Origin of the sequence: Micromonospora sp. NPDC049523, assembly GCF_040676775.1 — a bacterium.
Taxonomy (GTDB): domain Bacteria; phylum Actinomycetota; class Actinomycetes; order Mycobacteriales; family Micromonosporaceae; genus Micromonospora_G.
In genome coordinates, this window is the sequence record NZ_JBFAPP010000006.1 from 1 (window position 1) to 22,149 (window position 22,149).

Here is a 22,149-nt window from a genome sequence, read left to right on the forward strand (position 1 = left end):
GTGGGTGTGGCGTGGGGGTATGTGGGTCGGGCGGGTTTGACGGCGGGTCGGTTTGTGCCTGATCCGTTTGGTGTGCCGGGTGGGCGGTTGTATCGGACGGGGGACAGGGTGCGGTGGTTGCGGGGTGGGGGGTTGGAGTTCTTGGGTCGGGTGGATCATCAGGTGAAGGTGCGGGGGTATCGGATCGAGTTGGGTGAGGTCGAGGCTCGTTTGGTGGAGCATCCTTTGGTGGGTCAGGCGGCGGTGGTGGTGGCGGGTAAGGGTGAGGACGCCCGGCTGGTGGGTTATGTGTCGCCGGCGCCGGGTGAGGTGCCGTCGGGGCGGTTGTTGCGGTCGTATCTGGCGGAGTTGTTGCCGGGGTACATGGTTCCGGGGCAGGTGGTGGTGTTGGACGCGTTGCCGTTGAACACGGCCGGGAAGATCGACCGACGCAACCTCCCCACCGGGGAGTTGGCAGACCCGGAGGCACGCGACTACGTCGCACCGCGTACGGAGATCGAGGAACTGGTCGCGGCGATCTGGGGTGAGGTGCTCGGGCGGGAACGGGTCGGCGCGCTGGACGACTTCTTCGACCTCGGCGGCCACTCCCTGCTCGCCACGAAGGCGGTCGCCCGGCTCGGCGCCGCGCTGGAGCGGGACGTACCGATCCGCATCCTGTTCGTGCAGCCGACCCTGGAGGGATTCGCCGAGGCGATCGAGGACCTGCTCGACGGGAAGGGCGAGTCAGCCCTTTCCGCGTGAGGTTCCCTCCGGGCGCATGCCGGTTTCCTCCTCGAGCGGGTTGTCCGCCAGTGAGCCGGTCGAACTCTCGTCCGGGAACGAGTGGCGCCCCGGCGTGTCGGGGGCCAGGCCCGGTCCGCCCTCGTGGAACGGGGTCGGCTCGACCGTGCCGAGGCCGTCGCCACCGGCGGCGGCCGACTCGCCGGCCCGGCGTTCGCCGCGCCGCCCCTCGCTGACCGCGGTCGGCTCGCTGCCCTCGTCGATCGGTGAGTCCTCCTCGACCCCCCAGGGCGCGTCCTGGTCGAGGCCACGGGTCGTACCCCATGGGCCGACCGACTCCGGCCCGCCCTCCCCGGCGTTCACCGCCTCGCCGTTCGTCGTGGACTGCTTCTTCGCGGCCATGGACTCACCTCGCTGACGGGTCTGTAGCGGTGCCCGTGTGTGTGCCCACTCCCGCACCGGTCATGCCGACAACACCGCCGCAGCCTCCACGTTTGCCGCCCACCGGAACGGGTAGGGGCCCCCACTCCCCACGGGTAGAGCACCCCAGCCCCCAACAGCCGGTACGGGGGATTCCGCGTGCCCGGCACTGCCGGACCGGCGTCTCCGTCGCCGCCGGATGGTCGGTTTCTCCACGGCGGCGGTCCGAGCCGGGTGACGATGGCTCGCGGCGGGGGCGATTGGCCGCCCGAGCGGGGGAAACGACGTGGCGGGTCAGACGATGGGGGAGCCGGGAGCGGCGCGGCCCGCTGGTGGGCTGCGCCGCTGGCTCCTGCACGGTCTGCAACCGGGGAGGGCGAGCGGGCCGTACACCACCGAGAGCGCCGAGCACCAACGGTCGTGGTGGCGAGTCATGTGCCTGACCGGCCTGGACTATTTCTCCACGCTGGGTTACCAGCCCGGCATCGCCGCCCTGGCCGCCGGGGTGATCTCGCCGATCGCCACCCTGGTGCTGGTGGCACTGACCCTGTTCGGCGCGTTGCCGGTCTACCGGCGGGTGGCCCGGGAGAGTCCACACGGCCAGGGGTCGATCGCCATGCTGGAGCGGCTCCTGCCGCGCTGGAACGGCAAGCTGCTCGTCCTGGCCCTGCTCGGCTTCGCCGCGACCGACTTCATCATCACGATCACGCTCTCCGCGGCCGATGCCAGCGCGCACATCATGGAGAACCCGTACCTGCCGGAGTCGCTGGGCGGCCTGCAGGTCGAGATCACCCTGGTGCTGATCGCGCTGCTCGGGGCGGTGTTCCTCAAGGGCTTCAAGGAGGCTATCGGTATCGCGGTGGTGCTGGTCGCCGTCTACCTGGTGCTGAACCTCGTCGTGATCGTCGTGTCGTTCGGTCACCTGCTGGCCAACCCCGGGCTGGTTTCGGACTGGCGGCGGCTGCTGTTCAACGAGCACCCCGACCTGCTCGGCATCGTGGTGGTCGCCCTGCTGGTCTTTCCCCGGCTGGCCCTCGGCCTGTCCGGCTTCGAGACCGGCGTGGCCGTCATGCCGTTGATCCGAGGGCACTCCAGCGACATCCCGCGCCGGCCGGAGGCGCGGATCCGGGGCGCACACCGGCTGCTCACCACCGCCGCCATCATCATGAGCATCTTTCTCATCACCAGCAGCTTCGTCACCACCGTGCTCATCCCGCAGCGGGAGTTCGAGGCCGGCGGTGAGGCCAACGGGCGGGCGCTGGCCTTCCTCGCCCACCAGTACGTCGGCAACGGGTTCGGCACCATCTACGACATCAGCACCGTCCTGATCCTCTGGTTCGCCGGTGCGTCGGCCATGGCCGGCCTGCTCAACCTCGTACCCCGGTATCTGCCCCGCTACGGCATGGCGCCCGACTGGAGCCGCGCGGTACGCCCGCTGGTCCTGGTCTTCACCCTGATCGCGTTCCTGATCACCGTGGTGTTCAAGGCCGACGTCACCGCACAGGGCGGTGCGTACGCGACCGGAGTCCTGGTGCTCATCACCTCGGCCGCGCTCGCCGTCACGCTGTCCGTGCGCCGTCGCCACCGGCGCGGCGCGACCGTGGCATTCGCACTGATCACGGTGGTGCTCGGCTACACCACGGTGGCGAACGTGATCGAGCGTCCCGACGGTGTCCGGATCGCCTCGCTGTTCATCGCCGCGATCATCGCCACCTCCATCCTGTCCCGGGTGTTCCGGGCGACCGAACTGCGGGTCACCGGCGTGCACCTGGACCCGGTGGCGCAACAGTTCCTCGCCGACGTGGTCGAGCGTGGAGAGATCCACATCATCGCGAACGAGCCGAACGAGCGTGACGAGACCGAGTACCGGGAGAAGGAGGCCGAACAGCGTGATGACAACCACATCCCGGCCGGAGAGCCGGTCCTGTTCCTCGAGGTGACCGTCCGCGACCCGTCCGAGTTCGAATCGGAACTGATCGTCACCGGCGAGGAGCGCTTCGGCTACCGGATACTTCGCCTCGAAGGCGCCAGCATCGCCAACGCCATCGCCGGCCTGCTGCTGCACATCCGGGACACGACCGGGAAGCTGCCGCACATCTACTTCGCCTGGACCGAGGGCAACCCGCTGATGTACCTGCTCCGGTACCTCTTCTTCGGCGACGGCGAGGTTGCCCCGCTCACCCGCGAGGTGCTCCGCCAGGCCGAACCGGACCGACGTCGCCGCCCCCTGGTACACGTCGGCTGATCCACGAGCGTGCCGGAACCGTTGAGGGTGGCCCCGCCCGGGGACCCGGATCGGTCCACCGGGCGAGCGCCCAGCATCGACAGACGGTGGTCAGGGCACCTCCGGCGGGTCGACGTAACTCCACTGCATGCCGTCCATGGACAGCCACGCACCGCTCGACCATGGCCAGCCGGACTGGGCGTACCCGCCGGGGACCAGGACGGCGGTCGCGCCCGGTCCGGCCGGGATCGGGCGGATGGTGAGGCCGCCGTCCACGCTCTCGAACAACAGCGGGGCTTGGTCGCCCTCCGGTCCAGCCTGGATCACCAGCCGACCGCCGGGCCCGAGCGCGGCCCGGATGGTCAGGTTGCCCACCTCCCGTCGGACGGGGGTCCCCTGCCAGTGCTGTCCGCCGTCGACGCTGCGGTAGATGCGCAGTACCCCGGCGACCCGACCGACCGCGTAGACGGTCCGGCCGTCCTCGGTGGCGATCGCCGCCGCCGCGAGGTCGCCCTCGGAGCTGGCGACCAACTCCTCCGGGAAGACCTGCCGCTCCCAGGTGCGTCCGCCGTCCCGGCTGACCGCCACCGCGCTGCCGGTGCCGGTGGTCCGGCCGTACGTGGCTGCGCCGGTGTTGTCGGTCGTCTGGGTCGTCACCGTGTCGACGTAGCCGCTCACCCACAGACCGGCGTCGGGCGGCAACCCACTCACCGCCCTGGCCATCTCCAGCGGGCCACGGGGCAGGGACGCGACAGCGCCGGTGACCGGGTCCACCGCGGTGATCCCGCCGTGCAGGAACTCGAAATCGTCCAGCACGCGCCAACCCGCCGGGAACGCGTCCACCGTCTCCGGCTGCACGTCGTGCCAGGTGGCGCCACCGTCGGTGCTGGCGTGCCAGGTCTGGTCGGGTTGCCCCTCGGCCACATCGTCCTGTGCCCAGGCCACCAGTACGCGTGGTGCGACCGCGCGTAGGTCCACCATCGCATTGCGCCCGACTGGCAGCGGGTGGCTGCGCCAGGTCGCGCCGCCGTCCTCGGTGGCCGCGACCATGAGCGTGCAGTCGTCGGCCGAGCGGCAGTCATGCCAACGTACGTAGAGGTGGTCGAGGTCGCCGACCACCATCGCCCCGGTCTTCGACCGGACCTCACCCGGAGCGGGTGTGCCGCCGGGGGTGGGAATGAAGTCGGGGGTTCGGTGCGGTTCGAAGACGGGGCCGCCGCCGATCCCCGTACGGTCGCTGCCAGGCAGTGCGACGGTGGCGACGCCGGCCACCGCCAGGACGGCGGCGCTCAGCGCGGCACCGGTCAGCCGTACGGTTCGGCGACGGCGGGCCTCCCGCCGTACGACATCGGAGAACTGGGGCCGGAACGCCGCTCGGGCGGCCTCGGCGAGGCCGGTGAAGTCCAGGTCAGGCATGACGGTTCTCCGGCTTCTCCGAGGGGGTGGGTGCGGATCGCAGTGACCGTGCGGGAGTCGGTCGAGGTGATCTGGCGGGAACCGGCGGGTCCGGCTCGGCCGCCGGTCCGGTCCGTCGGTCGTCGAGATGTCCGGCGAGGGCGCGCCGGCCCCGTACCAAGCGGCTCTTCACCGCCTCGACCGAGCAGCCCATCGCCTCCGCGACCTCGGCCACCGGCAGGTCGGCTATGTGGTGCAGCACCACGGTCCGGCGGGTCTCCGGTGGCAGCCGTTGCAGTGCGGCGACCAGCGCGACGTGGTCGGCGGACATGCCGGGCGCGTACTGCTCGGGCTGCGTCACGCGGCCGGCGCGGACCAGCCGGTCGAACAATGCCCGCCGCCGGTGCCGGGAGCGGGCCAGGTTCATCGCCACCGTACGCAGCCACGCTTCGGGGTTGTCGACCTGTAGCAGCCGGTCGGGTCGGGCCAGTGCTCGGACGAAGGCCTCCTGCACCACGTCCTGCGCTTCGGCGAAGTCGCCGGTCATCCCGAAGAGTTGGGCCACCAGGCGGCCGGCCGAAGCGGCGTACACCTCTCGTACCTGATCGCGTTCGCTCACACCCACCCCTGTTCCACGGCTCCGGTCATGAGTACGACCCGCGAGCCCGTTCCCCGGTGACATTCCCGGCGGGTTGCCGGGAAGTCCGACGGGTGGAGGACGTCGGCGTGGCGTAACGATCGAGCGATCGGGGCAGGAAGACTCCTGTCCGGAGCCGGCTGTCCGATGGGGCGGACCGGCTGCGGTTCATCGGGAGCCAGGAGGACGTGTGGACTCGTCTGTTGTTGTCGCGCTGCTGATCGTGGCCGCCGCCGCGACGCTCGTCGTCGCGATCGTGCTCGTTGTCAGGCTGCTCAGGATGAGATCGCTGGTCCGGAGCAGCCGCATGCCACTACCGGGCAAGTTCGCCTTCTGGGCAGCGGTGATCTACGGCATCTCGCCGGTGGACGTCCTGCCCGATCCGATCTACCTGGACGACATCGGCATCCTGCTGGGCGCGATCACCTATCTCGGGCACCTGGCCAGGCGGCACGGAATCATCGGTGGCAAATCCACCGCGGGCCCGGTCGAGCAGCCGGCGGTCAAGCGGGTCGAGAGGTTGCCCTAGCGGTGGTCGCGGTCGTCGCCGCCCGCGGTGGCCTCCGTGTCGACCTCGAACGGGGTACGCAGGCGCGTCATCGCGGCCAGGCTCACGTCCACGGTCGGCCGCTGGTCGACCGTGGGGTCACCCTCCGGCAGGTCGCCGAACGGGCTGGGGTCATGGGTGGTCACGTCGGTCAACATCTGCTCCAATGCTTGCGCGCCGGTGCGCGTCTCACCCGCTGGCAGGTGCGAGTCGGGTGCGGAATGAAAAGAACGAGCGGGGTGGATCCGGTCGGGGTGGATCCGGTCATGCCGGAGGATGCATCCCATTCGTGCCATGAGCGTACCCGTAGCGTGCGACACGACTTTGGCGTACGGTCGTCGTCCGTTCCCCGGCGACGGGTAGACTGGTACGTGCAGCCCGCTGGTCTCGACCGCTACCTGCGCTGATGTCGACCACCACGCGCCGCGACCGGAACGGTCAGCGCCGTGCAGGGCGATTCCTTCCACGTTCGGAGACACTCCATGGCGGCACGCCGCCCCAGTAAGACGCTCGATTCCCCACCCCGGTCCTTCGCCGAACTCGGCGTGCCCGGCCCGCTCGTCGCCGCGCTCGATCAGGTGGGCATCACCAGCCCGTTCCCGATCCAGACCGCGACCCTGCCGGACGCGCTGTCCGGACGCGACGTGCTCGGCCGGGGCAGGACCGGGTCCGGCAAGACGTACGCGTTCGCGATCCCGCTGCTCGCCCGGCTGACCGCCAGTCGCCCGACCCGGCGCCCCGGTCGCCCGCGATCGCTGATCCTGGCGCCGACCCGCGAACTGGCCACCCAGATCGAGGCGACGATCGCCCCACTGGCCGCGGCCCTGTCGCTGCGTACCATGACCGTTTTCGGTGGGGTCGGCGCACGACCCCAGGTGACCGCCCTGCGCGCCGGGGTCGACATCGTGATCGCCTGTCCCGGCCGGCTGGCCGACCACGTGTCGACCGGTGAGGCCGTGCTCGACGCGGTCGAGATCACCGTGCTGGACGAGGCCGACCACATGGCCGATCTCGGCTTCCTGCCGGTGGTGAAGCGGCTGCTCGACCGTACGCCGGCCGCTTCCCAGCGGCTGCTGTTCTCGGCGACGCTGGACGCCGGGGTCGACGTGCTGGTCCGGCGGTACCTGACCAACCCGGTCACGCACAGCGTCGACTCCGCGACGTCCCCGGTCGCCGCGATGACCCACCACGTGCTCCGGGTACGCCACGACGACCGGCTGCCGGTCCTGATCGACCTGGCCGCGGCACCCGGTCGCACGCTCGTGTTCACCCGTACCAAGCGGGGGGCGAAGAAGCTGACCAGTCAGTTGGTCGCCTCGGGCGTGTCGGCCGTGGAGTTGCACGGCAACCTGGCGCAGAACGTGCGTACGCGTAATCTGGCGGCGTTCTCCACCGGCGACGCCCGTACGCTCGTGGCCACCGACATCGCCGCGCGCGGCATCCACGTCGACGACGTGACCCTGGTGATCCACGCTGATCCGCCGGCCGAGCACAAGGCGTACCTGCACCGCTCGGGGCGGACCGCCCGTGCCGGAGCCAGTGGCACGGTGGTCACCCTGATGACCGAGGACCAGGTCGCCGACGTCCGGGACCTCACCCGTCAGGCCGGGATCAATCCGACGATCACTCCGCTGCGGCCCGGTCACGCGTTGCTCGCCGAACTCGCCCCGGGCGAGCGGCTGTTCACCGCGCCGCCGATGCAGCGCCCAGCGGTGTCGTCCGGGTCCTCGACCCGCGACACACCGACCGGTGGCGGCTCGGGTCGCGGTGGGTCGGCCCGCAGCGGGTCAGCCCGTGGCGGGTCCGCCGGTGGCGGGTCGGCTCGTGCAGGCTCCGCCGGTGGTGGGGCAGGCCGTGGAGGCTCGGCGCGCGGCGGCTCGAAGCGCGGCGGATCTTCACGTAACGGGGCAGAACAGCACGAATCAGCCCGAGATGCCGCAAATCATGCTGGTTCAGCGCGTCCGGCCCGAGTGGCCGCGTCCCCGGCGGGCAGTGCGGCGGCGTTCTCCGCCGGCAGCCGGGTGGGTAGCCGCGGCCGGCGCTGACCGCACGCCTGAGCGTACGGCCGACGCCGGCCGGGGTGCAGGGGAAGAGGGTATGACCAGCGGTGAGGGCCGCTGGCCGTGGTCCGGCACGGGGGTAAGTGCCGTCATGATCGAGTAGCGCGGGGCGATGTTGGGTCGCCCCGCGCCGGCCGGCTGCCGGGCCTCAGGCCCGCGGCGGCCCGTCGTAGTCCGGTGCCACGTAGACCGGGAGGCGTTCGCCGCCCCCGCGGGCGTAGCGACGGGTGTAGGTGACGTGCCCGCGTGGCTGCGGCAGCCGCGAAGCCGCCGTGGCCGGGTCAGCGGACTCGCCGCCCTCAACCGCCGTTACCGGAACTTTCAGGTACATCGGCAGCGAACGCGCCGCAGCCACAGAACGAGCGGGAGTCACCTCGTGGCGTTGGTCGTGCCACGGACCGCCAAGGAATAGGACCTTCATCCGCTTATCGTCCCCTGTCCAGGGCTCCAATGCCTCATCCGTCGGTCCTTGAATCCGCGAGACGCCCGAAAATCGTCCGATCAGGCGGTAAATACCGCACCACCGCCGGACGACAGAGGGTCTATCGTCCCGGCGGTGGCGGATATTCGAGCGGTCGAGCGGTTCACCCTCCCGAGGCGCCTTCCGGCAGGTCAACGGTGAGTGGTCGGACAGTCACCCGCCGATCAGGTCGAATCGTTCCCATGCCCCGATCGCACCTCTGTTCGCGATCAGAGGCGCGGCGCCGCTGTTTTCCGCGGCGACGTACTGGTTGTTGCCGAGGGAGCGGAGACTGACGCTGCCGTCGCTGTTACGGACGAGTTGGAAGGTCTCCCAGGTGCCGATGGTGGTTTTGTTCGCGATCAGGGGAGCGGTGCCGTTGGCGGCGCTGACTATCAGCCCGTTGGCCTTCGACCTCAGCGCGATGTTGCCGTTGCCGGCGTCCAGGCGGTCGAACTGCTCCCAGGGCCCGATCGCGGCCCGGTTGGCGATCAGCGGTGCCGCCCCGCCGTTGTCAGCGCTCACGTACTGGTTGTTGATCCGGGCCCGCAGACTGACCACCGGAGCCGTCGGCGCGCTCGGGTTGAACCGTTCGGCCCAGTAGCGGGTCCGGTCCAGGTACGCGTTCTGCGCCGCCGCCCCGGTCAACCCGTACGCGCCGGAGTAGGTGAGGTAACCGTGCCCGGCCGGCGGGGTGGAACTCGCCGGCTCGATGGTCGAGCCCTCGTGCCACTCGTTGAACGACGTGATCGACACCCAGTCCGGCGGGGTCGGCGTGCCCAGGGCGTTGGTCCACTGCCGGTCGTACGCGGCGCCGTTGTCCCGGCCGAGCGTGGGTGTGGTGTTGCCCGGCACGGCCCGGTCGTCGAGGTAACCGGGCGCCACCGAAGGTGCCCAGACCAGCCCGTTCGCCCGGCAGTACGCGGCGGCGTTCGCCCAACCCGGTGCGGTCGCCCCGGCGATGCCGTCATAGGTGTACATGCCGCCGAAGTTGGCCACCTTCGAGGTGTCGGTGGTCTGGGCCAGCACGATGTTGTTCGCCCGCACCTGCGCCAGCGGCGACCAGTCGGTGATCCGCAGGCTCTCGAAGACGTAGAACGCCGGGCGGTTGCCGTGCGCCGCGTCCCGGTAGAAGGCGGGGCTGGACCCGTACCGGGAGTTGATGTAGTTGATGTCGGCGACCGTGCTGGCCGCGGTCCGCCCGTTGTACGGCTCCAGGTGCCAGGCGACCTTGATGCCGTACTGGGCGGCGGCGGTCATCACCCGGGCGGTCAGGTTGTCCTCGTACGAGCCCTGACCCCACCAGCTGTAGACGATCGTGCCCACCCCGGCCTGGCTGATCCAGGCCATGTGCTGGTTGATCGTGGCGACGTCGCCGGAGTCGTAGGCGCCCCGGGTCGGGTAGTAGTTGGCGCCGATGTCCTGCGGCGGGGTGTGGTTGCCCTGCTGCCAGTGCCGGTAGCTGCCGGCGACGGTCGGATTGCCGTACCAGGAGTAGTAGAAGATGTGGACGTTGGACGCGGGAGCGGCCAGCGCCTGGACGGGTGCCTGTGCTCGCGGCGCCGCCTGCGGCGCCGGGCCGGGTGCGCCGGCGAGCCCAGCCGCGGTCAGCAGCAGGGTTGCCAGGGCGGTGCGCCCCCAGCGGGAGATCCGGTGCATGTGTTTCCTCCGTGGTTGCCGAGCCTGGCCCTGACCGGTGCGGGCGGTGGCACGCCCGCACCGGTCGAGGGTGCGGCGATCAGCCGCCGATCAGGTCGAAGCGTTCCCAGGCGCCGATCGCCGCTCGGTTGGCGATCAGTGCCTGGCCGCCGGCGCCTTCGGCGGCGACGTACTGGTTGTTGCCGAGGGAGCGCAGGCTCACGCTGCCGTCGGTGTTGCGGACGAGTTGGAAGGTCTCCCAGGTGCCGATGGTGGTTTTGTTCGCGATCAGGGGAGCGGTGCCGTTGGCGGCGGTCACGATCAGCCCGTTGGCCTTGGCCCGCAGCGCGATGTTGCCGTTGCCGGCGTCCAGGCGGTCGAACTGCTCCCAGGGGCCGATCGTGGCCCGGTTGGCGATCAGCGGCGCCGCCCCGGCGTTGTCGGCGGTGACGTACTGGCTGTTCACCCGGGCCCGCAGGCTGATCACCGCGGGTGTGCTGGTGGTGCCGGTGGTGAAGGTGAACGCGTCCAGGTCGAACAGGTTCCCCTGCCCGGTCACGCCCTTGAACACCAGGTAGAGCGTGGTGCTGCCGGTGGGCGCGTTGGACAGGTTGGCGCTGACGTTGGCGAACGTGTCCCAGCTGCCGGTCGGCGCGACGGCGACGCTACCGAGCAGGGTGCCGGTGGCCGAGCCGGTACGCACCTCGATGGTGCCGCCGACCCCGCCGGAGGAAACCCGGGCGGTGAACTGGGTCGCGTTGCCCAGCAGGTACGGCTGGTACGAGATCCAGTCGCCGTTGTCGACGAAGCCGGCCGTACGGCCACCCTCGGCGGCGGCGTGGTCGGCGGTCTGGATGCCGGACTGGGCGCCGAAATGCTCGCCCTGCCGGTGCTTCGGCTGGAGCGTCCGGGTGCTGCGCGAGGTGAGACCGCCGTTGTCGGTGTACGAGGCGTCGAAGACCCCGAAGATGTTCGCGGCCGAGTCGTGCTCCCCGTCGACCGGGATGGTGATCGTCCCGGTGCAGCCGGTCTTGGAGGTGATCTGGTGGGCGTGGCTGTCATGCCCCAGCGAGTACGTCACCGTCACCCGGGCACAGTTGATCGTCCCGTCCTCGTTGTCGGCCGCGCTGACGGTGAACGGGACGGTGTCGCCGAAGTTGAACAGCTGGCCGTTCGCCGGCAGTTGCAGGTTCACCGTCGGCGCGGTGTTGCCGACCGTCACCACCAGGCTCGCCGTACCGGTCAGGCCGGTCGGGTCGGTGACCCGCAGTGTCGGCGAGTACGTGCCGTTCGCGGTGTACGTCTTGGTCGGGTTGGCCGCGGTCGACGTGGTGCCGTCGCCGAAGGTCCAGAGGTACGACAGCGCACCGCCCTCGGGGTCCGAGCTGCCGGCCGAGGAGAACGTCACGGTCAGCGGGTTCGGTCCGGAGGTCGGATTGGCCGAGGCGACCGCGACCGGGCTGCGGTTGCCGCCGCCGATGTACTCGACCCGGATCAGCGCCTGGTTGTTCGAACCGGTGCCGTAGTCGAGCACGTAGAGCGCGCCGTCCGGCCCGAACGCCATGTCCATGACCTGGGTGCCGGTCCATGGGAACGCGGAGATCTCACCGGGGGTGCCGTTGGAGTTGACCGCGATCGCCTTGATCCAGCGGCGGCCGTACTCGCCGGCGAAGAACTGGCCGTCGAGCGACTGTGGGAACTTGACCGGGGAGTTCAGCGAGGCGTTGTACCGGTAGACCGGGCCGCCCATCGGCGACTCCGAGCCGCCGCCGAACTCCGGCGGTGAACCCGCGTCGCCGCCGTACCGGATCCAGCTCGCCTTGGCCGGCGGCAGCGTGGTCTGGCCGGTGTTGCGGAACGAGTTGTTGGTCGGGCCGCCGGTGCAGTTGTACTTCGCCTGCGACGGGCCGGACGGGAAGGTGTACTCGTTGTACGTCTCCGCGCTGGTGTTCGTACCGGTGCAGTACGGCCAGCCGTAGTTGCCCGGCGCGGTGATCCGGTTGAACTCCACCTGACCGCCAGGTCCCCGGTTCGCGTCGCTGACACCGGCGTCCGGGCCGTAGTCACCGAGGTAGACGATGCCGGTGGGCTTGTCGACACTCATCCGGAACGGGTTGCGGAAACCCATCGCGTAGATCTCCGGCCGGGTGTTGGCCGTGCCCGGCGCGAACAGGTTCCCGGCCGGGATGGTGTACGTCCCGTCCGCCTGCGGCTTGATCCGCAGCACCTTGCCGCGCAGGTCGTTGGTGTTGCCCGAGGAGCGCTGGGCGTCGAACTGCGGGTTGCGGTTGGTCCGCTCGTCGATCGGGGTGTACGAGTTCGACTCGAACGGGTTGGTGTCGTCGCCGGTGCTCAGGTAGAGGTTGCCGGCGGCGTCGAAGTCGATGTCACCGCCGACGTGGCAGCACTGCCCTCGGTCGTTGTTCACCTGGAGCATGATCCGCTCGCTGCCCATGTTCAGCGTGTCGTCGGCGTTCAGGGTGAACCGGGACAGCCGCAGGTGCCCCTTCCACGCGTCGAAGTCGGCCGCCGTGCCGGTGGTCGGGGCGTCCCCGCCGGGTGTGCTCAGGGTGGGGGAGTAGTACAGGTAGATGAAGCGGTTAGAGGCGAAGTTGGGGTCCGCCGCCACGCCCTGCAGCCCCTCCTCGTCGTGGGTGTAGACCGGGATGTTGCCGGCGACCTTGGTGTTGCCGGCCGCGTCGGTCACCCGGACGGTGCCGTTGCGGGCGGTGTGCACCACCGAACGGTTCGGCAGCACCGCCAGGCCCATGGCCTCGCCGATCTCGGCGGAGCCGGTGGCCAGTACGACCTGCTGGTAGTCGGCGGGCGGGATCACCACGGCCTGGGCCGCGCTCGGGGCGGCGGCCACGGCGAGCGCGGTGCTCGTCGCGGCGACCGTGGCCGCGACGAGCAGTCGCGACCAGCGGTGGAGGGTGGGGGACATCTGGTTCCTTTCCGGGGGTGGTGCCGGCGGGGGTGAGGGGAAGCGCAGGGTCAGGAGCCGTAGACCTCGAACTCCCAGAGCGAGTAGCCGTAGGGGGCCAGGGCGCGCTGGGTGCCGTACACCCGGACGTAGCGGCCGGTGCCGGTGAGGGTCAGGTCGTCGATCCCGCCGTCGGAGGCGGTGGTCGAGTAGGCGGTGGTCCAGGTGCTGTTGTCGGTCGAGGTCTGGACCTGGTACGCCCGCCCGTACGCGGCCTCCCAGTTGAGCCGTACCCGGCTGATCGACCGGGTGGCGCCGAGGTCGACGGAGATCCACTGCGGGTCGGCGTACGCGCTGCCCCAGCGGGTGGCCGGGTTGCCGTCGACCGCGTTGGCGGCCACGTGCGCGCTGCCGGTCTCGACGCTGGAGGCGACGGTGGGCCGACCCGTCGACAGGAGCGTGGGCGTGCCGGTGACCGGGGTGCCGTACACGTTCAGGTCCCACAGCGAGTAGCCCCAGGCGGTGGCGCGCTGGGTGCCGTACACCCGGACGTAGCGCCCGGTCCCGGTGAGGGTGACGTCGTCGACGCCGCCGTCGGAGGCGGTGGTCGAGTGCACCGTGGTCCAGGTGCTGTTGTTCGGCGAGGTCTGGATCTGGTACGCCCGCCCGTACGCCGTCTCCCAGTTGAGCCGGACCCGGTTCAGGTTGTACGTCGCACCGAGGTCCACCGAGATCCACTGCGGGTCGGCGGAGAGGCTGCCCCAGCGGGTGGCCGGGTTGTTGTCGACCGCGTTCGCGGCCACGTGCGGGCTGCCGGCCTCGACACTGGAGGCGGTGGCCGGCTTGCCCTGGGCCAGGTCGGTGCCGGGCTGCGGCGGGTTGCCGCCCTCGGCCTTGATCCGGATGTTGCGGTAGTTGATGTCCATCCCGGCGCCGTCGTTCTGTACGCCGATGTAGCCGTTGGCGATGTTCCGGGTACTGGTGTAGTCGTTGATCTTCACGCCGTTGAGCCAGATCTCCACCCGCTGCCCGTGCACCCCGATCTCGTACGTGTTCCACGACCCCGGCGGGTTCAGCGCGGCGGCCCGCAGCGCGGTGTCGGGCGCCTTGAAGCTGTAGACGCTGCCGGTGGTGCGGGACGGGTCGGCGTCGGTCGCGTCGATCTGGATCTCGTGGCCGGCGTCGACCGGCTGCCACGGGTCACCCTGCGGGTCGGGGAAACCGATGAACACCCCGCCGTTGTCGTCGCCGGGCATCATCCAGTCGAGCTTCAGCGAGTAGTTCGCGAAGGTGCGGACCGGGTACCAGAGCAGGCCCATCCCGCCGACCGAGGTGAGCGTCCCGTCGGCCAGGGTGAAGCCGCCCGGACCGGCCTGACGCCACTGGTTCAGGCTCGCCTGGCTGCCGTCGAACAGCGCGGTGTAACCGACCTCGGGACGGCAGTCGGCCGGCTTCGCCCCGGCCGCGATCTGGATCCCGCCGAGCAGCATCCGGGTGAAGTTCGCCTCGGTGTACGTCTGCTCGGTGTGCCCGAGGCCGGTGTACCAGGACCGCCCGCCGCCGTAGTTCTGGCACCAGGTGATCGGGTGGTCACCGCCCATCGACCCACCGCTGTACGACGACTCGTCCAGGTTGGACAGCACCTTGACGTTGGCCCTCGGGTTGGCGCGGTAGTTGTACCACTCGTCGGTGCGGGTCCAGTTCTGCGGCAGGTGCGCGGTGGACACGTTCGACCTGTCCTCGGTGCGTACGGTCGCCTGCTGGGTCGCTGGGTGCGAGGCGAAGTAGCCGCCGACGAGTCCGCCGTACCAGGCCCAGTCGTACTCGGTGTCGGCGGCGGCGTGCACCCCGACGTACCCGCCACCGGCGGCGATGTACGACTGGAAGGCGGTCTGCTGGGTGGTGTCGAGCACGTCACCGGTGGTGGAGAGCCAGACCACCGCCTGGTACTGGGCCAGGTTGGCGGTGGTGAACTGACCGGCGTCCTCGGTCGCGGTGACCGTGAAACCGTTCGCCGCGCCGAGTTGCTGGATGGCGGCGATGCCGTTCGGGATCGAGGAGTGGCGGAAGCCGGCGGTCTTGGAGAAGACGAGCACCTTGGTCAGGGGTGCCGCCGACGCCGCCGGTGGCGTCACCCCGACCAGGGCGGCCGTCGCCACCAGGGCGACGCTGAGGACCGTGGAGAGCGCACGGATGCGCATGGTTGCTCCTTCGCGGAGGACTGGAGGGGCTCGGGGAGTTCGCCGTCCATGGGCGTGGACGGAACCGGTCGTCCGCCCGGACGGGGGTCGTCAACCTGGCATCGCCCGCTGGGCGATCCTGGTGGCTGCCGACCCCCGCCGGGCGGCTCGTGGCCCTGGTCGCTAGCTGGAGACCAGGGTGAACTTCTCCCAGGGGCCGATCGTGGCGCGGTTGGCGATGAGCGCCCCCGCACCCCCGTTCTCGGCCGACACGTAACTGTTGTTGACCGTGGCCCGGAAGCTGACCGTGCCGTCCGAGTTGTTCACCTGCGTGAACGTCTCCCACGAGCCGGCCGAGGGCCGGTTGGCGATCAGCGCCGCCGCACCGGCGTTCTCGGCGCAGACGAACTGGTTGTTCGCCCGCGACCGCAGCGCCACGTTGCCCGAGCCGACGGCGACCACGTCGAACTGCTGGGCGGTGCCGACGGTGGTGGAGTTGGCGATCAGCGGCGCGCTACCGGCGGTGACGTACTGGTTGTTGGCCTGGGCGCGCAGTGCCGTACCGCCGGTCGGCGGGGGTGAGCCGCCGGTGAGGATCCGCAGCGCGTCGACCATGCCGACCGCGGTGGCCTTGTTGACGATCCGGATCGTGTGCGAGCCGTTGCTCAGGCCGGTCTTGCTGTAGACCACCGCCTGCGCCTGTCGGGCGCCGCTGACGTACAGGTTCACGTTGGCCTGGAGCACGTTGTCGATGTAGACGTCGACGTTGCCCATGTCACCGTTGCGCTCGGACAGGTACTCCACCCCGGTACCGGTGAAGGTGTACGAGGCGGTCGCGCCGACGGTGTTGGTGTGGTGGGTGTCGTCGTTGTAGTCGCCGTACCCACGGGCGGTGGTGAGGTGCCAGTTGGCGTCGTAGGTGAGCAGCGTGTTGTTGACCAGGCCACCGCCTCCGGTGCCGCCGCCGAGGCCGAGGGTCGAGGCCGTGTTGAGCAGGCTCTTGGCGCCCTGGTTGGCGGTCCCGGTCAAGGTCGTCGAGCTGTAGTTGCTCAACGGCTTCGCGGTCCGCTCGACCACGTACACCGCGTTGGCCGCGGTGGCGAAGGTGATCTCGCCGGCCGTGCTGGTCGTCAGGATGGCGTTGTCCGACGTACGCCGGACCCGGACCTCCTGGGTGCCCCACGGGTTGACCACCCGCGCCTGCTTGCCGTACAGGCTCTTGATCCCGACGTACTTGGTCTCGTTGGCCTCGCGCTCCGAGCTGACCAGGAAACCGTCCTTGGCCAGCAGGGTGAACTTGCCGACGAAGCCCGACGGGATCGCCGGGAAGACCCGGATCTTGTCGTTGTAGCTCTGCATCAGCGACTCGTTCATCGCCGCCAGGTGGATGCCCAGGTACTCGAACACCCCGTTGGTGTTGTTGGTCATGCCGTTGGGGTAGTTCTGGTACTTCTGCAGCATCGTCCGCATGCCCTGGAACGCCTGGTCGGCGAGGCCGAGCCTTGCTGCGTGCACGTGGTCGTTGGACCAGACGTTGCCGTACGGGTGCGGCCGGACGTTGAACGTGTTGATCGCGGTCTGCTGGTCGGGGTAGCCGATGCCGGTCTGGTCGTAGGGCCAGACCAGCTCCAGGGCAACGTTCTCGTTGTTGCGGGTCTGCGAGATCGGCGGGTCGTGCGGCAGGTAGGCGCCGTTCTGGATCTGGTACGGGGCCAGGTTGTTGACGATGTTCTGCCAGTTCGCCCGCAGCCCGCTGTCCAACCCGAGCTGGTTGCTGACCGAGATGGTGAGCGGGAAGAGCAGCCGTACGGCGGCCAGGTCGGTGATCGCGTTGCGCACGTCCCAGTACGTCTCGTGCGAGTTCGAGTTCGCCATGTAGTAACGGCCGTTGCCGTCGACCGACAACCGGTCCTCGTAGAACTTCACCGCTTCCCGCATGTACGGGTACGCCGTGTTGCGCAGGTAGTTCTCGTCGTTGGTGTACCGGTACTGCAGGTACATGTTGTACGCGGCCTCGGTGCCGGTGGAGTACAGGTCGTTGACGTAGTCGCTGTTGATCGTCCCGCGCGCGTTGCCGTCCCAGCCCATCGTCTCCGGCACCCAGAGCCCGTCACTGCCGTACCGGGTCGTCGTGTACGACTTCAGCGCGCTCAGGTTGCGGCTGTAGAGCCGGTTGAACCCACCCATCAGCTCGGTGTGGTTCGAGGCGTAGAACGAGTTGTAGACGTCGCGCTGGTTCCAGTACCAGTAGCCGTTGCTCCACTTGCTCTGGTCCTGCGTCGCCCGGAACACGCCGTTGATGAAGTGCAGCGGGTAGTTGCCGTAACCACCGGCGGCGATCATGTACGTCGCCAGGTAGTAGACGTTCTCCAGGTAGTCGGCGTCACCGGCCGAGTTGGAGTACTGGACGAACGACTTCTCCCAGAACGCGTGCCACCAGTTGCGGTAGTTGTTCAGCGTGGTCGCGTACCCGGTGCTCTTGACCGAGGCGAGCTGGTTGCGGGCCTGGGTGACCGAGTTGAGCCCGGGGGAGTTGATTCGGCTGGCCGCGGTGAACCAGACCGTGTAGCTCGAGGTCGGGGTGATGTTCAGCCGGACCTGGCGGCCGTTGACGACCTGCGAGGTGTAGCTGGCGCCCTCGACCGTGGCGGCGAGCGTGTAGCCGAAGTTGTTCGGGTCGCTCTGCCCCCGGCTGATCCCGACCCCGCTGGCGTCCGCGAACGTCGAGTACGTGCGCCACGTGTTCAGGTCGGGCACGTCGGCGATGTTCTGGACCGTGTTCGGGTCCCACAGGCTCAGGTCCAGCCCGACACTCGTGACACCCGGCCGGGTGTCCTCGACGTGGATGCCCATCACCTCGGAGTTGGGCGAGCCCATCACGGTCACCGTACGGTTGCTGTCGTACTTGGTGGTGAGCGTGCCGTCGTAGAGCGAGAGCCGCTGCTGGAACGTCGAGTAGCCGGTGTCCATCTGCGGGTTGCTGAACAGGTTCACCAGGCCGGCCGCGTACGTCGACTGCTGCGACAGGTCCACACCGGACACCTGCATGGTCAGGCCGTTCTGGTTCCAGGCCATCGCGCCGGTGCGCCCGTTGCCGACCGTCAGGCCGTGCAGCGGGTTGGTGTTCGGGCGGTTGTAGACGATGTCGTGCTTCGACAGGTAGTTGGCGTAGTTGACGTTCAGTGCCCCGGTGCCGGAGTTGAATGCGGCGTCCGTGGTTGACGCTGCCGCCGGGGCGCTCTGTCCGCTGACCGCCAGGCCGACCACGAGCAGGGCGGCGGCGGCGATGCGGGTCGGCGTGCTGATCTTCATCGACACGATCCCCTCTAGATCGTTCGTTGGCGATGGTCTCGTGCCACGGAACGCGGTGCGCCCGTGCGACCCCCCATCCGCCGAAGTGGGGAGCTACCACGAGACTGATATACGTGGGTTCAGCCGGATTCCCGGCACGATGATCCGTCCAGGATGTCCAACCGACCCACATCTGTCACATGCAGTTAACATCGGATGTCTTTGCTAGTCAATCCTTGGCCGTCGATGTTCTGTCGCCCCAGCTCAGGCCCGGTGGACCGGCCGCCCGGCAGGGTGATCCTTGGTAGCGGGGCAGGCACCCGAAGCCACTTCGACCGTCTTCGGCTCTGCTCACCGACCAACTTCGGGGTGTGCCGGCCGCCAGAATTCATCCGATGATGGGCGACTGCTGCGGCCCGCGTCAGGAGAGTGGCGAGGTTCGCGCCGGCCGAGCCCGCGGCTGGCTACGGGTGCCAGCGGACCCGAGGCGGGTCCGTCACCGGTTCGGGCGACTCGTCGCCGCCGGGGCGCGGCGCGGGTACGTCGCCGCGTACCGGGCCGTCGCTGCGCGGATGACGTCCCTCCACGCTGGTCCGGATGACCGTGAACGCGGTCCGCGACCGGTGCCGGATGTACCAGACGTGCGCCGCCGCACTGACCAGCAGGAACACCGCGGCGCAGGTGACGGCGACCCACACCGGCACGATCGCGCGACGCAGCGCCAGTCCGCAGCCGAGTGCGAGCAGGGCGCTGTTCACCAGCCCGATGGTGCCGGAGAGCCCGACGGCGTCGCGCAGCCACGGCCCACCGGGCGGGCGCCCCTGGTAGACGCCGCGATCATCCAGTGTCGGCATGACGATGTACGGGGCCACCTCCGGCGCCCGCCGGGCCAGGTAGGTGCGGATCGAGTCGATCGCCACCGCGTAGAGCCGGGCCCGGTTGGTGAACTCGACCTGTCGGACGAAGATGGTCAGTCCCAGCAACAGCACCAGCGAGCCGATCCCGACCACCGCGCCGGTGTTGGTGCTGCCGCCGCCCCCGCTGGTGATCAACGCGGCCGCCACCGCGGTCGCGGCCGAGGTCACCACCAGGAAGAAGTTGAACCTCGCGGTGGCCTGGTCGTTGCTGGCCCGCCGCGCCTCGCGCAGGTGCTCGTACTCGGCCAGCGCGACGGTCAGCGCGGTGTCCGGATCCTCGGCCACGGCCACTCCCGTCGATCGGCGACCGGTCCGAGCCTAGTCGTCCCGGTCGGGCAACCGCTCCGCGTGCGGGTGGAAGACCTCGGTGAAGGCCGGGTCTCCGGTGCGGGTGGATCCGGGTTGTGGCGATCAGGCGCCTCCGGTCATCCCCAGGTACGTACGCAGGTGTCGGGCGGTGAGCGAGTCGCCGCCCGACACCAGGTCGGCCGGGGTACCGGTGAACACCACCCGGCCGCCGTCCTGCCCCGCACCCGGACCGAGGTCGATCAACCAGTCGGCGTGCGCCATCACCGCCTGGTGGTGCTCGATCACCACGACCGTGTTGCCGTCGTCGACCAGCCGGTCGAGCAGGGCGAGGAGCTTGTCCACGTCGGCCAGGTGCAGGCCGGTCGTCGGTTCGTCCAGCACGTACGTGGTGGCCTTCTCGGCCATCTGGATGGCCAGCTTGATCCGCTGCCGCTCGCCGCCGGACAGGGTGGTGAGCGGTTGCCCCAAGCCTATGTAGCCCAGGCCGGTGTCGGCGAGCCGGTCGAGGATCGCCCGTGCCGGTCCGCTGGTGAAGAAGGCCCGCGCCTCGGTCACCGACATGGCCAGCACCTCGCTGATGTCCCGGCCCCGTAGCTTGTGGGTGAGCACCTCGGGGGTGAAGCGCTTGCCCTCGCACTGCTCGCAGACCGATGCCACCCCGGCCATCATGGCGAGGTCGGTGTAGACCAGACCGATGCCCTTGCAGTTCGGGCACGCGCCCTCGGAGTTCGCGCTGAACAGGGCCGCCTTCACCCCGTTGGCCTTGGCGAAGGCGGTGCGGATCGGGTCGAGCAGACCGGTGTAGGTGGCCGGATTGCTGCGCCGGGAGCCGCGGATCGGCGACTGGTCGACCACGGCCACCCCCTCGCGGCGCGGTAGCGACCCGTGGATCAGCGAACTCTTGCCCGACCCGGCGACCCCGGTGACCACGGTCAGTACGCCGAGCGGGATGTCGACGTCGACGTCCTTGAGGTTGTGCAGACGGGCACCGGTGATGTGGAGCTGCCCCTGCGGCTGCCGTACGCGGTCGCGCAGTCGGGCCCGGTGACCCAGATGCCGGCCGGTCAGCGTGTCCGATCTGCGGAGCCCGGCCACGTCGCCGGTGTAGCAGATCCGGCCGCCGGCCGACCCCGCCCCCGGCCCCAGGTCGACCACGTGATCGGCGATCTCGACCACCTCGGGCTTGTGCTCCACCACCAGTACGGTGTTGCCCTTGTCGCGCAGCCGGATCAGCAGGTCGTTCATCCGCTGGATGTCGTGCGGGTGCAGGCCAACGGTCGGCTCGTCGAAGACGTAGGTGACGTCGGTCAGGCTGGATCCCAGGTGCCGGATCATCTTGACCCGTTGCGCCTCGCCGCCGGAGAGGGTGCCGGACTCCCGGTCCAGGCTCAGGTAACCGAGGCCGATCTCGACCAGCGAGTCCAGGGTGTCGCGCAGGGTTCTGACCAGCGGCGCCACCGAGGGGTCCGTGATGGCGCGGACGAACGTGGCCAGGTCGCTGATCTGCATGGCGGAGCACTCGGCGATGTTGTGGCCGTCGATGGTCGAGCCCAGGGCCGCCGCGTTGAGTCGGGCGCCGCCGCACGCCGGGCAGCCGGTGAAGGTGACGGCCCGGTCGACGAACGCCCGGATGTGCCCCTGCATCGACTCGCGGTCCTTGGCCAGGTAGAGCCGCTGCACCTTGACCAGCAGCCCCTCGTACGTGGTGTTGAAGTTGTTGGTCTTGATCTTGGTGGCGGGTTTGTGCAGGAAGTCCTCCCACTGCTGTGGGGTGTAGTCCTTCAGCTTCGTGTCCGGGTCGAAGAGGCCGGACTGGGCCATGGTCTGCCAGTACCACGAGCCGACGGCGAAGTTCGGTGCGGTGATCGCGCCCTCGTTGAGCGACAGGTTGACGTCCACGAGCTGGTGGACGTCGGTCGTCGACACCCGGCCGAGTCCCTCGCACTCCGGGCACATGCCCTCGGCGCTGTTGAAGCTGAACGCGGTCGAGGTGCCGACGTGCGGCGTGCCCAGCCGACTGAAGATGATCCGCAACATGGTGTGGGCGTCGGTCGCCGTACCGACGGTGGAGCGCGAATTGGCGCCCATCCGCTCCTGGTCGACCACGATCGCCGCGCTGAGGTTGTGCAGGGCGTCCACGTCCGGCCGTCCCAGGCTGGGCATGAACGACTGGACGAAGGCGGTGTAGGTCTCGTTGATCAGACGCTGTGACTCGGCGGCGATGGTGCCGAAGACGAGCGACGACTTCCCCGAGCCGGAAACGCCGGTGAAGACCGTGAGTCGGCGCTTGGGAATGTCCAGGGAGACGTCGGCCAGGTTGTTCTCCCGGGCGCCCCGTACCTCGATCATCTCGTGGCTGTCCGCGGGCCGGGTCGGTTCGACGACGTCGGGATCGGCGCGTTGGCCCGGGGTGGCGTCGGCTGTCGGT

The 22,149-nt window shown here is 69.7% G+C and carries 14 protein-coding genes; 4 read left to right on the forward strand and 10 right to left on the reverse strand.

Going from position 1 to position 22,149, the window contains the following annotated elements:
• Nucleotides 1–168 precede the first annotated feature (168 nt).
• Nucleotides 169–741: a phosphopantetheine-binding protein gene (locus AB0J90_RS10670; protein WP_363595017.1), complete on the forward strand. Its 573-nt coding sequence runs from the start codon at nt 169–171 to the stop codon at nt 739–741.
• On the opposite strand, the gene AB0J90_RS10675 is transcribed toward AB0J90_RS10670, so the two are convergent.
• Entirely contained in the window at nt 724–1,122 is a 399-nt protein-coding gene (locus tag AB0J90_RS10675; protein WP_363594406.1) for a hypothetical protein, read from the reverse strand. The genes AB0J90_RS10670 and AB0J90_RS10675 overlap by 18 nt on opposite strands.
• Before the next feature lie 304 nt (nt 1,123–1,426).
• Here AB0J90_RS10675 and AB0J90_RS10680 point away from each other — a divergent pair, with 304 nt between their 5' ends.
• Nucleotides 1,427–3,385 carry an amino acid transporter gene (locus AB0J90_RS10680; RefSeq protein ID WP_363594408.1) on the forward strand — a complete coding sequence of 653 codons (1,959 nt, stop codon included), beginning with the start codon at nt 1,427–1,429 and terminating at the stop codon, nt 3,383–3,385.
• Nucleotides 3,386–3,475: 90 nt separating this feature from the next.
• Here the strand turns inward: AB0J90_RS10680 and AB0J90_RS10685 are convergent, their stop codons facing one another.
• Nucleotides 3,476–4,780 carry a sialidase family protein gene (locus tag AB0J90_RS10685; protein WP_363594410.1) on the reverse strand — a complete coding sequence of 435 codons (1,305 nt, stop codon included), beginning with the start codon at nt 4,778–4,780 and terminating at the stop codon, nt 3,476–3,478.
• Nucleotides 4,773–5,378 (reverse strand): SigE family RNA polymerase sigma factor, encoded by a 606-nt coding sequence (locus AB0J90_RS10690; RefSeq protein ID WP_363594412.1) that lies wholly within the window; start codon nt 5,376–5,378, stop codon nt 4,773–4,775. The genes AB0J90_RS10685 and AB0J90_RS10690 overlap by 8 nt, the downstream gene beginning before the upstream one ends.
• Before the next feature lie 208 nt (nt 5,379–5,586).
• On the opposite strand from AB0J90_RS10690, the gene AB0J90_RS10695 reads away from it, so the two are divergent.
• Nucleotides 5,587–5,925, forward strand: a complete 339-nt coding sequence (locus tag AB0J90_RS10695; RefSeq protein ID WP_363594414.1) for a YkvA family protein — start codon at nt 5,587–5,589, stop codon at nt 5,923–5,925.
• Here AB0J90_RS10695 and AB0J90_RS10700 read toward each other — a convergent pair.
• Nucleotides 5,922–6,101, reverse strand: a complete 180-nt coding sequence (locus tag AB0J90_RS10700; protein ID WP_363594416.1) for a hypothetical protein — start codon at nt 6,099–6,101, stop codon at nt 5,922–5,924. The genes AB0J90_RS10695 and AB0J90_RS10700 overlap by 4 nt on opposite strands.
• 324 nt (nt 6,102–6,425) lie before the next feature.
• On the opposite strand from AB0J90_RS10700, the gene AB0J90_RS10705 reads away from it, so the two are divergent.
• Entirely contained in the window at nt 6,426–7,988 is a 1,563-nt protein-coding gene (locus tag AB0J90_RS10705; RefSeq protein WP_363594418.1) for a DEAD/DEAH box helicase, read from the forward strand.
• A 649-nt stretch (nt 7,989–8,637) separates the two neighbouring features.
• Here AB0J90_RS10705 and AB0J90_RS10710 read toward each other — a convergent pair.
• The 6 genes from AB0J90_RS10710 to AB0J90_RS10735 all read right to left on the reverse strand — a co-directional run bounded on the left by AB0J90_RS10710 (nt 8,638) and on the right by AB0J90_RS10735 (nt 22,070).
• On the reverse strand, nt 8,638–10,122 hold the full coding sequence (locus AB0J90_RS10710; RefSeq protein WP_363594420.1) for a hypothetical protein: 1,485 nt from the start codon (nt 10,120–10,122) through the stop codon (nt 8,638–8,640).
• Between the two features lie 79 nt (nt 10,123–10,201).
• Nucleotides 10,202–13,045 (reverse strand): PQQ-dependent sugar dehydrogenase, encoded by a 2,844-nt coding sequence (locus tag AB0J90_RS10715; RefSeq protein ID WP_363594422.1) that lies wholly within the window; start codon nt 13,043–13,045, stop codon nt 10,202–10,204.
• Between the two features lie 50 nt (nt 13,046–13,095).
• Entirely contained in the window at nt 13,096–15,225 is a 2,130-nt protein-coding gene (locus AB0J90_RS10720; RefSeq protein WP_363594424.1) for a ThuA domain-containing protein, read from the reverse strand.
• Nucleotides 15,226–15,387: 162 nt separating this feature from the next.
• Complete coding sequence (locus tag AB0J90_RS10725; RefSeq protein WP_363594426.1) at nt 15,388–18,516, reverse strand: carbohydrate-binding protein; 3,129 nt, start codon at nt 18,514–18,516, stop codon at nt 15,388–15,390.
• Between the two features lie 443 nt (nt 18,517–18,959).
• Entirely contained in the window at nt 18,960–19,697 is a 738-nt protein-coding gene (locus AB0J90_RS10730; protein ID WP_363594428.1) for a hypothetical protein, read from the reverse strand.
• A gap of 126 nt (nt 19,698–19,823) precedes the next feature.
• Entirely contained in the window at nt 19,824–22,070 is a 2,247-nt protein-coding gene (locus tag AB0J90_RS10735; protein ID WP_363595019.1) for an excinuclease ABC subunit UvrA, read from the reverse strand.
• Nucleotides 22,071–22,149: the final 79 nt, after the last annotated feature.